Annotated in this window: 9 protein-coding genes; all 9 read left to right on the top strand. The window is 39.9% G+C overall.

The window, feature by feature from the left end; all coding sequences use genetic code 11:
* The first annotated feature begins 1,089 nt into the window (after positions 1 to 1,089).
* The 9 genes from QFZ31_RS18755 to QFZ31_RS18715 all read left to right on the top strand — a co-directional run bounded on the left by QFZ31_RS18755 (position 1,090) and on the right by QFZ31_RS18715 (position 13,947).
* Positions 1,090 to 3,828: an OmpL47-type beta-barrel domain-containing protein gene (locus tag QFZ31_RS18755; protein ID WP_307305645.1), complete on the top strand. Its 2,739-nt coding sequence runs from the start codon at positions 1,090 to 1,092 to the stop codon at positions 3,826 to 3,828.
* 164 nt (positions 3,829 to 3,992) lie between these two features.
* Positions 3,993 to 5,174: a galactokinase gene (locus tag QFZ31_RS18750; protein WP_307305642.1), complete on the top strand. Its 1,182-nt coding sequence runs from the start codon at positions 3,993 to 3,995 to the stop codon at positions 5,172 to 5,174.
* The gene (gene galE, locus QFZ31_RS18745) at positions 5,175 to 6,164 is read left to right on the top strand and encodes a UDP-glucose 4-epimerase GalE (protein WP_307305639.1); all 990 of its coding nucleotides are present in this window, start codon (positions 5,175 to 5,177) and stop codon (positions 6,162 to 6,164) included. It begins immediately after the preceding gene.
* A gap of 5 nt (positions 6,165 to 6,169) precedes the next feature.
* A complete protein-coding gene (galT, locus tag QFZ31_RS18740; protein WP_307305636.1) occupies positions 6,170 to 7,654 on the top strand; it encodes a UDP-glucose--hexose-1-phosphate uridylyltransferase in 1,485 nt (494 codons plus the stop codon).
* 70 nt (positions 7,655 to 7,724) lie between these two features.
* Positions 7,725 to 8,783: an aldose epimerase family protein gene (locus tag QFZ31_RS18735; protein ID WP_307305633.1), complete on the top strand. Its 1,059-nt coding sequence runs from the start codon at positions 7,725 to 7,727 to the stop codon at positions 8,781 to 8,783.
* A 3-nt stretch (positions 8,784 to 8,786) separates the two neighbouring features.
* Entirely contained in the window at positions 8,787 to 9,776 is a 990-nt protein-coding gene (locus QFZ31_RS18730; protein WP_307305630.1) for a LacI family DNA-binding transcriptional regulator, read from the top strand.
* A 127-nt stretch (positions 9,777 to 9,903) separates the two neighbouring features.
* Positions 9,904 to 10,902, top strand: coding sequence for a sugar-binding protein (locus QFZ31_RS18725; RefSeq protein WP_307305627.1), 999 nt, complete (start codon positions 9,904 to 9,906; stop codon positions 10,900 to 10,902).
* Entirely contained in the window at positions 10,902 to 12,386 is a 1,485-nt protein-coding gene (locus tag QFZ31_RS18720) for a sensor histidine kinase (RefSeq protein ID WP_307305624.1), read from the top strand. The genes QFZ31_RS18725 and QFZ31_RS18720 overlap by 1 nt, the downstream gene beginning before the upstream one ends.
* Positions 12,361 to 13,947 carry a response regulator gene (locus tag QFZ31_RS18715; protein WP_307305621.1) on the top strand — a complete coding sequence of 529 codons (1,587 nt, stop codon included), beginning with the start codon at positions 12,361 to 12,363 and terminating at the stop codon, positions 13,945 to 13,947. The genes QFZ31_RS18720 and QFZ31_RS18715 overlap by 26 nt, the downstream gene beginning before the upstream one ends.
* Positions 13,948 to 14,073: the final 126 nt, after the last annotated feature.

Here is a 14,073-nt window from a genome sequence, read left to right as displayed (position 1 = left end):
CAGTAGATTCATAAAGTGGAATCTAACTGCTTTTTTGGGGGTGAAAAAGTAAAGTTAGATTATATTTATCGAAAAAGTCAAAATTTTTGAAAATCTAGTAAAAATATTCATATATGAAGGAAGATAAATTAGATAACCTGATAGTTGTAACGGATTCAAACAAAATAAGGAGGATAATAGTTTAAACGTGGAAGATTGATAGAAAAGAAAAGGAGAATTGCAATGAAACCTATATTATGGATAAATTTTGGTAAATGGGGTAAGAGATTATTGCTTATGTTGTTAATTGTAAGCGTAATCACCAGCGGGTTTACTCCATCTCATTTCGTCGAAGCAGCCGATACAGAATTTGACTTCAATGTAAGTTCACTAGATAGTGTCACTGTGGCGCACTACCCGTTAAATAGTTCTTATCAGTATAAAAACAAGTTGAATGAGAATCAGCAATTGTCCGGCAGTGATGTATCCTGGAAAACGGACTACGTTACAGTGGTCAATCCGGGAAATGCAAACAATGGACATATTGCGGGCAGCAATCCGGGATCCCCTGTAACGGGAAGGAAAATTTCTTTTTCGTTAAATATTAAATTGAATAAGACGCAAACACGTTCTACCAGCGCGGTAAATACCCTCTTATCTTATGGGGCTGATAATAATAACAATCTTACGCTTCGACCTTACTACAGCAATGGTATGGCTGCGGTAGTTCTTAAACGGAATGGGGCGGATTCCACAGTGGCATCTTTCCCGGCACCGGCAGCCGATATGTGGCATAATTATACGATTTCGCTGGACGGCACAGCCAGTACTGGTAAGCTGATCGTCTGGGTCGATGGAGTTAAGGCAGCGGAGGTTGCTTCTAACGGGATTGGTGCGGACGAAATTGGCAATGGACAATTTCGACTGAACCGTACGATTGCTACCTTCTCCAATCTTGACTCGCACTACCGCGATGTGCGTGTATTTAAAGCCGCACTTGATCAAGACGCTGCGACTTATTTTGCGAGAGAAATTCGCAGTTTTACTTGGAACGACTTGCTCACTTTGAAGCCGCTCACCGATGGGATGGTGGTTCGTGAGGATCTTTCGTTGTTTCGTGATCCCAATATTATCTGGACCTCAAGCGATAACAGCTTGATTAATCCAAGCACAGGTTTAGTAAATCGTCCGACGGAAGGCACGAGCGCAAAACAAGTCATTCTGACCATGAAATGGTTTGACTTCAGTCAGGAATACACAGTGACAGTGCCATCGCTCAAATCGGAGCTTCAGGCTAAATATGATGAGAAGAAAGATACTATAAGAGGGGATTATACCAACGGAACATGGAAAACCATTACTCAGGCTCTCGATCATGCGAAATCGATTTTAGCCGATGAATCTGCGACGCAATGGGATATAGACCGGGCGGCTTTGCAAATTGACGAAGCCTTCAAATGGGCACAGACCGTTCAACCTGAAAATGTAGTGAACTATTCCACTGCCGGTGTACCTGTTGGAGAAACCTGGTACGATACCGAAGGGAATCCCATCCAAGCCCACGGCGGCGGGTTCCTTCAGCAAACCGCAGAAGACGGCAAGCCTATCTACTATTGGGTTGGGGAAAACAAAATTCACAACAGTGCAGTTTTCCATGCGGTATCGCTTTACTCCTCCCGTGATTTGGTCAATTGGAAATATGAAGGTAACATTCTTGACCAATTCTCTCAAACTGTAGAAGGCGCGGAATACGGACTTCTCGATAATAAATGGGAGCGTCCGAAACTACTTTACAACGAAAAAACCAAAAAGTATGTTCTTTGGGGCCATTGGGAAACAGCGGGCAGCTATGCAAGCAGTCAAATTGCGGTAGCTACAGCGGATAATGTAGCAGGTCCGTATACCTTCCTTGGGCACTGGCGTCCAGGAGGTACTCTGCGTAACTGGCGCAGTGACAACGGTGTTTACTCCGATTCCGAATACTATAAGTCCAGCGGGAACAGGACGACTGTTTCATCGAGCGTGCAAAACGATGTGACTCAAATGGGCTATATTTCACGTGATTTTACGGTGTTTGCCGATGATGACGGGACTGCTTATCTGGTATCGTCGGAAGGGCATTCCATGAGGATCCACCGACTAAATGAAGAATATACAGATGTGGACTTTACGACCTACACCTTCAGCGACCCTGCTGCAAAGGCAACAGATTTCGAATCCTACAACTTCTATGAGGGTGTCGGACGAGAAGCACCAGCGGTTGTGAGTACGGGCGAAGGTTATTATTTGGTTACCTCCGGACAATCGGGTTGGCTGCCAAATCAGAGTGCGATTAGCTATAATGCAGACATTACAGATCCGCATGGCTGGACTCCTATAAAAGATGAGAATGGTAAGATACTTCCAAATTTCACATTTGGGAACAACAGCACATACTACAGTCAATCAACCAACATCATGAAACTGACTAAATCGGATGGGTCAAATAGTTATGTTTATATGGGTGACAGATGGAGACCAAGTCAACTTTCCGACTCACGTTATGTGTGGTTACCGATTGCCTTCAACGAGGCAGAACATAATGCTTCGGCCACCTTCACAACAGGTTGGAAACTGAATGCAGAGACCGGCGATGTACAATTCCCTAAGGTTGAGCTCATTTCAGAGGGTAAGCCAGCAACCATCACAAATAATGATTCTGCTACTGGAATAGAGAAAGCAAATGACGGCATTACCTATAACCTTAATACATGGGGTGATACGAGCCACTTCTTTGGCGGCTTAGTTGCTCCGTATGAATATACGATTGATTTAGGTGATGTCTATGACTTAGCGCGAATTGACGTAGCCTATAGACTATATAACGGTTCTGAAATGTACCACAGGTATCAGATTTTCGGTTCAACAGATAATAAAAATTGGACTGAGTTGGTCAACAATAATACGAATATGTGGGCCGGTTTCACCTCCGATAAGCTAAGTGGAAATTACAGGTATGTAAAGCTCAAGGTGAATGAGGTAAGGCGTGTTAACAACAATGCTCTCAGCAATGGTTGGGGAAGCGGGCTCGTAGAGGTTCAAGTTTACTCAAACGTTGACAGCACGCCGCCTGAGACGACTGCTGAAATGAACCCGGCAGATCCGGATGGGGAAAATGGCTGGTATAAAAACCCTGTTATAGTCACATTGAGTGCGACGGATACCATGCCTGGAGTAGATTCTACCTTCTATAGCTTGGATGGCGGCACTACCTGGGAAACTTATACTGCACCATTTATGGTCAGTCAAGATGGAAAAAATAATGTGAAATACTATTCGGTGGATAAAGCGGGCAATACTGAACAGGTACTTACTTTAGAGCCAATTAATCTAGACCAGACTCGTCCTATAATCGAATTCGAAGGTATATCTGATGAAAATTATTTGGACGACCAAACCCTGACAGTGAATTACACGGTATTTGACAATATATCAGGTGTGAATAATTCGTCTGTGGCTGCGTTGTTGGATGGACAACCAATCGAAAATGGTACGGTAATACCGCTTTATAAGCTATCCCTAGGAGAGCATGCTCTCACAGTGAGTGCGAAGGATCAAGCAGGAAATCCTGCAGCGGCAACAGTATCGTTTAAGACGACCACTAGCATTTCGTCGTTAAAAGAGCTTGTAAAACTGTTTCAAACCAAGGGATCAATTACTTATGAGGGAATAGCTAACAGTCTACTAAAGAAGTTGGAAAATAATGAATTACAAAGCTTCATAAATGAAGTAAAAGCACAAAACAACAAGCATATTTCAAGTGAGGCAGCCTCCTACTTGCTGAGAGATGCAGAGTATCTTTTGAAATAAGTTTGCTACTGTGGGATTGATTTAAGTGGTGACTTAGAAAAAGTAGTGTATATTGGTATACACTGCTTTTTAATGTTTTTAGTAAAAATTTTAGTAAAAATAATGGATTTCTTTTACCTAATGTATTAAACTAAACATATAGTTTGAAAAGTGGAGGGACGACAATGAATATCACAAAGTTAATAACTACATTTAGAGAAATATTTGAGGTCCAGCCTGAGCAGGCATTCTTTGCTCCAGGGAGAATTAATTTAATTGGTGAACACACAGATTACAACGGTGGTCACGTATTTCCATGTGCTATTACTTATGGTACTTATGCCGTTGCAAAGAAAAGAGAGGACAATCTTGTCCGCCTCTATTCAGTAAACTTCCCAGATAGAGAAATCATTGAGTTTGATCTAACGCAATTAGAATACGATAAACAGCATAATTGGGCAAATTACCCAAAGGGCATGATTCGTTATATAAAGGAAGCAGGATTTTCAATTCCATCTGGATTTGAGTGTGTAATTGAAGGTAACATTCCCAATGGAGCAGGCCTATCTTCTTCTGCGTCAATTGAGTTATTGACAGGCGTCCTCCTAGACGGGTTGTTTAAATTAGGAATAGATCGCCTAGACATGATCAAGATTGGTAAAAGAGTTGAAAATGAATTTATTGGTGTTAACAGTGGCATTATGGATCAATTTGCGATTGGAATGGGAAAAGAGGACGCTGGAATTTTGCTTGATTGTCAGACTTTAAACTTTCAGTATGCACCGATTCAACTTGATCACCACAAAATCTTAATTATGAATACAAACAAACGCAGAGAACTTGCGGACTCGAAATACAATGAGCGCCGAGGAGAATGTGAAGAAGCCTTATCTCAGCTCCAGAAAAAGCTACCAATCGAAGCACTTGGACAGCTGACAGAAGCGGAGTTTGATGAAAATCAATCATTAATCGCTAATGAAACCGTCCGTAAGCGTGCAAAGCATGCGGTATATGAAAATATGAGAACATTAAAGGCACTTGAAGAACTGAAGGCAGGGAACTTAGAGGCGTTTGGGCAGCTGATGAATCAATCGCATATCTCGTTAAGAGACGATTATGAAGTGACCGGGGTTGAACTTGATAGCTTAGTCGAAGCGGCATGGAAACAGCCAGGGGTTATTGGGGCGCGAATGACTGGAGCTGGATTCGGAGGCTGTGCCATTGCCATTGTTGAAAATGAACAGGTTGAGAGCTTTATTGAAAATGTTGGCGCCGCTTATCAGGACAAAATCGGCTATCAAGCGGATTTCTATGTTGCGAGTATTGGTGATGGAGCAAAAGAGATTGAGATGGAGGGTGCTATATAGATGAGTATTCTTGTTTTAGGCGGTGCAGGCTATGTTGGTTCGCATGCTGTTTATCAGTTAATTGACCAGGGTTCTGAAGTGGTGGTTATCGATAATTTGCAAACAGGACACCGAGACGCAGTACATCACAAGGCTCACTTTTATGAAGGTGATATTAGAAGCCGTGAGTTTATGCGCTCTGTCTTTGAAAAAGAAAACATAGAAGCCATTCTCCATTTTGCAGCTAACTCTCTTGTTGGCGAATCGATGATTGAGCCGCTAAAATACTTTGATAACAATGTGTACGGTACACAAGTTGTGCTTGAAATGATGAAGGAATTTAATGTAAAGCACATCGTCTTTTCCTCAACAGCGGCAGTTTATGGTGAACAGAAGGTGGTGCCAATTAAGGAAGAGGCAGCTACTCTGCCAACCAACACCTATGGTGAAACGAAACTGACTATGGAAAAAATGATTTCTTGGTGTGAAAAGGCATTCGATCTTAGGTATGTATCACTCCGCTATTTTAACGTAGCCTCAGCAAGACGTGATGGGCAGATTGGAGAGGACCATAATCCTGAAACCCACTTGATTCCTGTTGTATTAGAAGCTGCTTTAGGAAAAAGACCTGCTGTGACCGTCTTTGGTCAAGATTATGATACAGCAGACGGAACCTGTGTACGCGATTACATCCATGTTGAGGACTTGATTGATGCGCATCTTCTAGCACTCGCGTATTTGCAAAATGGCGGGGAAAGTAATGTGTTCAATCTAGGCAGCAGTCAAGGGTTTTCTGTAAAGGAAATCATCGAGACAGCAAAAGAGGTTACAGGTATTGATATTCCGGTCCAATTCGGGGAACGCCGGTCTGGAGACCCTAGTACATTAATTGCATCTTCAGAAAAAGCAAGAAGTGTGTTGGGCTGGAATCCAAGCAGGACCTCGATTCGCCAAATTATCAGCGATGCATGGAATTGGCATCAACATCACCCAAATGGGTATGAGAGGTGAAGAGCGTGATAGATCAACTAATCCAACAATTGATTAACAAAGCAATTGCTGCTCAATTAATCGACTGTGATGATGAGATTTATGCTCGAAATCAAATTCTTTCACTCTTACGTTTAGTCGAGTTTAAGGACTGCGAAACAACAGAGTCAAATCTAGAGATTCCAGACTTACTTGAGCAAATTGTAGATTTCGCTTGTGAGCAAGGCATTATTGAAGATATTTTTGATGAAAAAGAGATTTTTTCAAGTAAAATCATGAATTGCTTTATCGCACGTCCATCAACTGTTAATCAGATTTTTTTTGATAAATATAAACAGAATCCACAAGAGGCAACTGAGTATTTTTATGAGTTAAGCAAAAATAGCAACTATATTCAAATGAAGCGAATTCGTAATAATGTCGAGTACAAAGTGAGTACGGAATATGGTGAACTAGACATTACGATCAATTTATCAAAACCTGAGAAAGATCCTAGAAGTATTGCTCTAGAACGTACAGTCCAAAAAGCAAATTATCCAAAATGCTTACTTTGTATTGAAAATGAAGGGTATGCAGGTAGAATTGGACATCCAGCACGCTCAAATCACCGTATGATCCGATTAAATCTTTCTGATGAGAAATGGCTTTTACAATATTCACCTTATGTTTACTATAATGAGCATTGTATTGTGCTATCAGAAGACCATAGGGATATGAGAATTACTTCGGTGGCATTTCAAAGGCTGTTAAACTTTGTTGAGCAGTTTCCCCATTATTTTGTCGGGTCGAATGCTGATTTACCGATTGTTGGCGGTTCTATTCTTTCGCATGATCATTATCAAGGCGGACATTATGACTTTGCGATGGCCAAAGCGGAGGATGATTGGACATTTTCATTAGAGCAGTTCCCGAATGTTCAAGGTTCTGTTGTCAAATGGCCAATGTCCGTCATTCGATTACGTTCGAAAGAAACTGGACCACTTGTGGAAGCAGGCGAGCATATTTTATCACGCTGGAGAAATTACAGTGATGAAACAGTAGGAATTTATGCGAAAACAGGCGATATCCCGCATAATACGATTACACCGATTGCACGTAAAAATCAAGAATTTTATGAACTGGATTTAGTCCTTCGGAATAACCGGACGAGCGAGGAGCATCCACTTGGAATTTTCCACCCTCATCAAGATGTTCATCATATTAAAAAGGAAAACATCGGGCTAATCGAAGTGATGGGTCTGGCTGTATTACCTGCACGCTTAAAAGATGAACTTGAGGAAGTTGAGAATTTCATTCTTGGAAAAACGGATTCTGTTGCTGAATATCATCTAGAATGGGCAAAAAGCCTAAAAGAGGGCTATCAATCCGTTGTAACACCGTCAAATGTTGAAGCAATCGTCAAAGAAGAGACAGGGAAAAAGTTTTTAAAGGCATTAGAGGATGCGGGTGTTTTTAAAACAAATGAAGAAGGAAAAGCCGGATTCAACCGCTTTATCTTGTCATTATCTTAAAAAAGCTTACAGCATGGAAATGGCGGAACGGCTCATATTTTTTGATATGAAGTAATGGAGTGGTAAATATATGAAAATAGTAGATAAGCTATTCGGTCAATATAACGGTGAGCCCGTGATGGAGTATACCCTTGTTAATAACTCAGGGATGTCTGTTTCATGCCTGAATTATGGTTGTATCATTACCAAAATAATGGTCCCCGACCGCAATGGGAAGATTGAAAACGTAGTGCTTGGTTTTGAGCAATTTGAAGATTATGTGGATTTGTCCCCTTATTTTGGGTCCATTGTTGGCCGAGTGGCTGGAAGAATTAATCATTCGGAGTTTGAGTTGGATGGAGAGGTATACAGGCTGACACCTAACGAGGACCCTAATCACCTGCATGGCGGCAAGAAGGGCTTTAATTCGGTTATTTGGAAAACAGAACCGTTTGAAACAGAAAATGCAGTTGGATTGAAATTTTTCTATCGAAGTGTAGATGGTGAAGAAGGGTATCCAGGTAATTTGGATACAACTGCCACCTATCTTTTAAATAATCAAAATGCGTTGAGTATTCGTTATGAGGCTCGTACGGATCAAAAAACAATCGTTAATTTAACGAATCATTCGTATTTCAATTTAAGCGGTAATTTAAAAAGAGATGTTTCCGAGCATATTCTTCAATTGGAAAGTGATCGCTTCTTAGAACTTGGTTCAGATTTGATCCCAACTGGGAGAATGATCGACTCTACTAACACGCCGTTTGATTTTAAACATGGCCGTTTGTTGAAGTCGGGGATGAAATCCGATTATCCACAAAATGTACTTGCTGGTCATGGTTACGACCATCCGATTCTTTTTTCAAAAAAGGGAGAAAATACAGTGGCTTTAAGTGAAAAAGAAAGTGGAAGGACACTGTTAGTTACAACGGATCAACCCTGCGTCATCCTGTATACGGGGAACTATTTGGAAGGTCCTTATTCGATCTCTGGTGTTCGAGCGAGGAACCATTTGGGAGTGTGCCTCGAAACGCAAGGTCTGCCTGATGCAATCAACCAGCCAAATTTTCCATCAATCGTATTAAACCCAGAGGATGTATACCAGGCTGTGACTAAATATCGTTTTTTTTCTAATACAATAGGAGTTTGATTTATGGCTACGATAAAGGATATTGCAGAATTAGCAGGAGTATCGATCGCAACAGTATCCCGAGTATTGAATTATGATAGTACCCTATCTGTCGGTGATGAAACAAAAAAGAGGATATTTGAGGTAGCAGAGCAGCTTTCTTATAAGAAGAGACCAGCTAAAAAAATAGAGACAGGTAAAATCGCACTTTTGCAGTGGTATACAGAAAAAGAGGAACTGGAAGATTTATATTATATGTCGATTCGTTTAGGAGTCGAAAATCAATCCAGGCAAATGGGCTTTTCTGTATCTAAGTACTTTCAAGATAACTTTGAGACCCTTAAACAAGATGAAATCCAAGGTCTTATTGCGATTGGCAAATTTAGTGATAAACAAATAAAAGAAATGGTTTCCATCACAAATAATATTGTCTTTGTGGACTTTTCTCCCGATGAAGAACAGTTTGATTCGATCGTTAGTGATTTTGAAAAAGCTACTAAAAAGGTCATCGATCATTATTTGGAGAACGGTCATGAGAAAATTGGTTTTATTGGCGGCAGAGAGGTTTTCAAAGATAAAACATCTCTAATCGAAGATCTTAGAGAGAGGACCTTCAAAAACTACTTAGCAGAAAAAGGGCTGTTCAATGAAGCTTTTATGTACGTTGGGGAATTCTCCGTTGCTGTTGGTCATTCACTCATGAAAAAAGCAATTCATGAACATGGAGAAAACTTGCCGACAGCTTTTTTTGCAGCGAATGATTCACTGGCCATTGGTGCACTCAGAGCGCTATTGGAAGAAGGGATACCTGTTCCAGGACGTGTGAACATCATTGGTGTAAACGACATCAGTATATCAAAATACGTCTTTCCATCATTGAGCACAGTAAAAGTCTACACCGAACTAATGGGAGAAACAGCCGTCAACAGCCTCGTTGAGAAAATCGAAGGTCGACAAATAGCGAAAAAAATCAACATCTCCACCGAACTCATCATAAGAGACAGCAGCTCCTAAAAACAAATGTCCACCACAGGTGGACATTTGTTTTTTTATGGTGACAGGCACCATTTGGCATTGTCGAATATTGGTATGTTTCGTATAATTTTAGTTATCTAGATATTTGATGTTAATGGGGTTGTCTATGAGCAGGTTAACGGTGGTGGCGTATACGTTTGGGGTTCTGTTTTTTCTTGTGAGCTGCGCATTTTCTGTGTTTTATGGTTATAAGGTTATGTCTCATGATTTGCCTGATGAAAATAGAGATGTAGAGAACTATAACTATCATTTTGTGCTGGTTCCTGAGGAGCTGGACAATGACTATTGGCGGCTTGTTGAAAAGGGAGCTCAGGAGGCTGCAAAGGAATATGGTGTTTTATTGGAGTATGCTGGTCCAAAGCAAGCCAATATCGACGAACATTTAAAAACGATTGAAATGTCAATGGCTTCAAAAGTGGATGGAATTATTACACAAGGCCTAAGCGATGAGCAATTTACTCCGCTGATTAATAGGGTTGTAGAGAGAGTTCCTGTGATTACCATTGATACGGACGCTTCCAATAGTAACCGCATGGCGTATATTGGAACTGATAATTACTATTCTGGTTATTTAGCAGGTAAAGCATTGATTGAGGATACAAAGGGTCAAGCGAATGTTGCCATCATTACAGGCAGTTTTTATGCGAACCATCAGCAGCTGCGCGTACAAGGCTTTCGGGACGCTGTGATGTCTGAACAGGGAATAAAGATTATTACCATGGAAGAATCAGGAATTAGTAGAGTTCGAGCCGCTGAAAAGGCTTACCAAATCTTAAAGGATTATCCAGAGGTCAATGCTTTTTATGGGACAAGTGCTCTAGATGGAATTGGCATAGCCCAAGTGGTAGAAAAGTATAAAAAAACAGATCAAGTTTATATTATTGGATTTGATAATCTGCCTGAAACGCTTGATTACCTATCAAAAGGCACCATTAAGGCAACAGTAGTTCAGGAACCATATGAAATGGGATATCGAGCGGTGCAAATGATGATTGATCTCATTGAAGCTAAGACGGTACCTCCAGTAGTGCATACCAATACTCGCGTATTGAGAGCAGCGGATTTGCCTGTAAGTCATCTAGGCGGGCGGGAGGCAGGGTATTAATGTTATTTCGAATTAGATCAAAACTACTGCTTTATTTTATTGTCCTAGTTGTATTGTTAACTTCAGTGGGGTTGTTTTTTTATAAAAGCAGTGAAAACCTTGTCAATGAATATGATGATAGTTTTGAACGGTTTCTTTTGTTAAATGAAATCTCGCAAAGAACGAATTTAATTACAGAAAACCTCCAGGGTTATCTTCTTGATAAGGAAAACTCCTATCTAAAAGTCTATAACAGGGAAAAGTCTAGGTTACTTAGAGACCAAAGGCTCTTTAAACAAGAAATGAATTCCAATGATATAACGGTTACTAATTATCATCATATGATTGATAGTTTTCTTGAAGAATGTGATGCCACGGTGACAGCGTTCCATAAGGATGATATAAACGAATATTCAAATCATCTTAATGAAGTATTAAAAATAGCAGGTTTCCTTCAAGAAAGTACTCTTGCTCTCTTAAATAATAAACTTACAGACTATCAAAACTTTTATGATCAAATGGAAAGGCAGAACGATTATTATAAACTTTTGTCCTTCTCCCTTTTTGCTGCTGCCTTTTTTCTCAGTACCTTAATTGCGCTTTGGATATCTGGCGGAATTACAAAACCAATCACCCTTTTGTCTCAAGCAGCAAAGCAAATCTCAAAGGGGAATTTAGCTGGCCAGGATATTAAAATAACAACCAAGGATGAATTAAAGCTATTGACTGAAACGTTTAACCAAATGCGCTCAAACCTTCGGCAGTATGTAAAAGAAATCAAGCAGAAATCAGAACTGGATAAGCTGTTAAAAGAATTAGAGCTAAGAAGTCTTCAAAATCAAATCAATCCACATTTTTTATTTAATACGTTGAATACGGTTTCAAAGATGGCTTACCTTGAGGACGCGGAGCATACCTCGAAATTAATTGAATCTGTGGCCGCCTTACTGCGATACAACCTAGGCGGGGATTTAAATAAAGCCGCCACCCTTCGAGATGAAGTAGCGATTGTTAAAGAGTACTTTTTTATTCAGCAAACAAGGTTTGGGGATCGGATTCAATTCATTACAGACATAGAAGAGGAATGTTTGGATCGAGAAATACCTAGTTTGACGCTGCAACCCTTAATTGAAAACGCTTTTATACATGGTGTTGAATCTTTTGAGGAAAATGGAGAAATCCGGCTTCATATCTACAAAAGTAATCATAGAATTCATGTGGAAATTGTCGATAACGGAGATGGTATGGATGAAATCACTCAAATTCGATTGCTAAACTATGTGAAGGGAACTGAAATAGAAGAGGCGTATGAGTCGAATAAATCACAGGGTCATTCGACTGGTATTGGAGTAAAAAATGTGATTCGCAGGCTTCAGCTTTTTTATGGTCAAAAAGACATTATTGAAATACATTCCGAGTTGAGTAAGGGCACAAAGTTTACACTGACTATTCCAGACGCGGTAATAGGGGGAAAAGAGCTTGTTGAAAATTCTAATTGTGGATGATGAAATTCTAGAGCGGAAGGCATTGACGAAAATAATAAACAACTCTGCAGAGAACGTAATGGTCATCGGAGAGGCCCCTAATGGCAGAAAAGCGATTGAAATGGCTAGAGAACATAAGCCTGATATTATCTTTATGGATATAAAAATGCCGGGAATTGACGGCGTACAAGCTGTTAAGGAAATTAAAGGTACGGACGAAAATATCCGATTTATCATGGTTTCAGCCTTTAATACGTTTGAATATGCAAAGGAAGTTATGCAGCAGGGGGTTAAGGAATATATCCTAAAACCTAGCAGGAAACAGGACATTCTTGAAAGCTTACAGCGGGTTTCTTCTGAAATCTTAGGGGAAAAGAAGAAGATGGAAGAAGAGCAGTACTTAAAGGAAAACCTCGAACGTGCTGTGTCAATCGCCCAAAAAGAATGGGTGTCATCACTCATTTTGAATCCTGTTCATGATATTACATTTGATGAATGGAGTCAGCTGTTAGGGGTAGAGATAACCTCCGGATATATTATGCTTCTTTCCCTTTTGCCGCCGGAAAAAGGAGAACTCCTGCCACATGAATGGCAAAATTGGTATTTGTGGCTTAAGGATATTTTTAAATCTTCCAATAAAAATCAAGAAGTGTTAATGGGACCTATGACGGAAAGCCAAGTACCGGTATTGTTTTTATGCAAACAAACCACGGAAAAAGCACAATTTAAAACGAATGCTCAAGCTGTAATTGACTATTTGCTCACTCAATTCCAAAAGAGTCAGTTTAATGCAGATTTAAAAATAGGGATCGGTCTTCCTTACAGTAATGTCCATGAGCTAAATAAATCCTATCATGAAGCAGTAGCCGCATTAAATCTGGTTTTAAAAACACCTAATCGAAAATATGTATTTGCAGGAAAACAAGGAACCTTAGTATTACCTTCAACCTCGGATCTACTCGAAGTGGAGAAAAAGCTGCTGGATGCCTTGCGTCAAGGAGACTTAAAAAAGTCGATGTTTATTTTTGACTCCTTCTCAGAGAAGCTTGTTGATAATGAAGGTCTAAAAGCTCCTATTGTAAAAAAATCATTTGATGAATTGTTCATCCTAATTTCAAGAATGCTGCATGACTTAGGAATAGGGTATGAAGGTAACCTTTCAATCAAAGAGTCTGACGATATTAGTGTTATGTTTGAAAGGGGCAAATCCTATTTATTGTCCATCGTTCAACAGATTCAAGTATGGAGAAACAGTCATGCTAAGGGAATGCTACATAAGGCAAAGGAATATATTGAAAATCATTATGCTAACTCACTTACGTTGGAACAAGTAGCAGACTATGTGGAACTAAGTCCGTATTATTTAAGCAAATTGTTTAAAGACCGATTTGGGATGACTTTTATAGATTATGTAACAGAAATAAGGATTAAGCAGGCAAAAATAGCAATGCTTGACGCTTCAAAGAGCTTAAAGGAAATATGCTATTCTGTAGGATATAAAGACCCGAATTATTTTAGCCGGGTATTTAAAAAACAGACTGGCCTATCCCCGACAGAATTTCGGAAAGAAACAGTAAGTTAATAGTTTTACTTTTGTTAAGGCCGATTCATACTGAATCGGTCTTTTGTGCTAGTAACAAAAAAATCTAGTAAATCACAAATTAGTGCTATAGGTTAGAACTACTGAACGAAAACTCCGGATGCTAAC

The organism is Neobacillus niacini (assembly GCF_030817595.1).
GTDB lineage: Bacteria > Bacillota > Bacilli > Bacillales > Cytobacillaceae > Neobacillus > Neobacillus niacini_G.
The sequence above is the reverse complement of the archived record's forward strand: the minus strand, read 5'-3'. Positions and strand labels throughout refer to the sequence as shown.

Bases quoted from the DNA above. Each gene is read 5' to 3' on its own strand.
- galE (WP_307305639.1), top strand. From the start codon at position 5,175: ATGAGTATTCTTGTTTTAGGCGGTGCAGGCTATGTTGGTTCGCATGCT.
- QFZ31_RS18730 (WP_307305630.1), top strand. From the start codon at position 8,787: ATGGCTACGATAAAGGATATTGCAGAATTAGCAGGAGTATCGATCGCA.
- QFZ31_RS18720 (WP_307305624.1), top strand. From the start codon at position 10,902: ATGTTATTTCGAATTAGATCAAAACTACTGCTTTATTTTATTGTCCTA.
- QFZ31_RS18725 (WP_307305627.1), top strand. From the start codon at position 9,904: ATGAGCAGGTTAACGGTGGTGGCGTATACGTTTGGGGTTCTGTTTTTT.
- QFZ31_RS18750 (WP_307305642.1), top strand. From the start codon at position 3,993: ATGAATATCACAAAGTTAATAACTACATTTAGAGAAATATTTGAGGTC.
- QFZ31_RS18735 (WP_307305633.1), top strand. From the start codon at position 7,725: ATGAAAATAGTAGATAAGCTATTCGGTCAATATAACGGTGAGCCCGTG.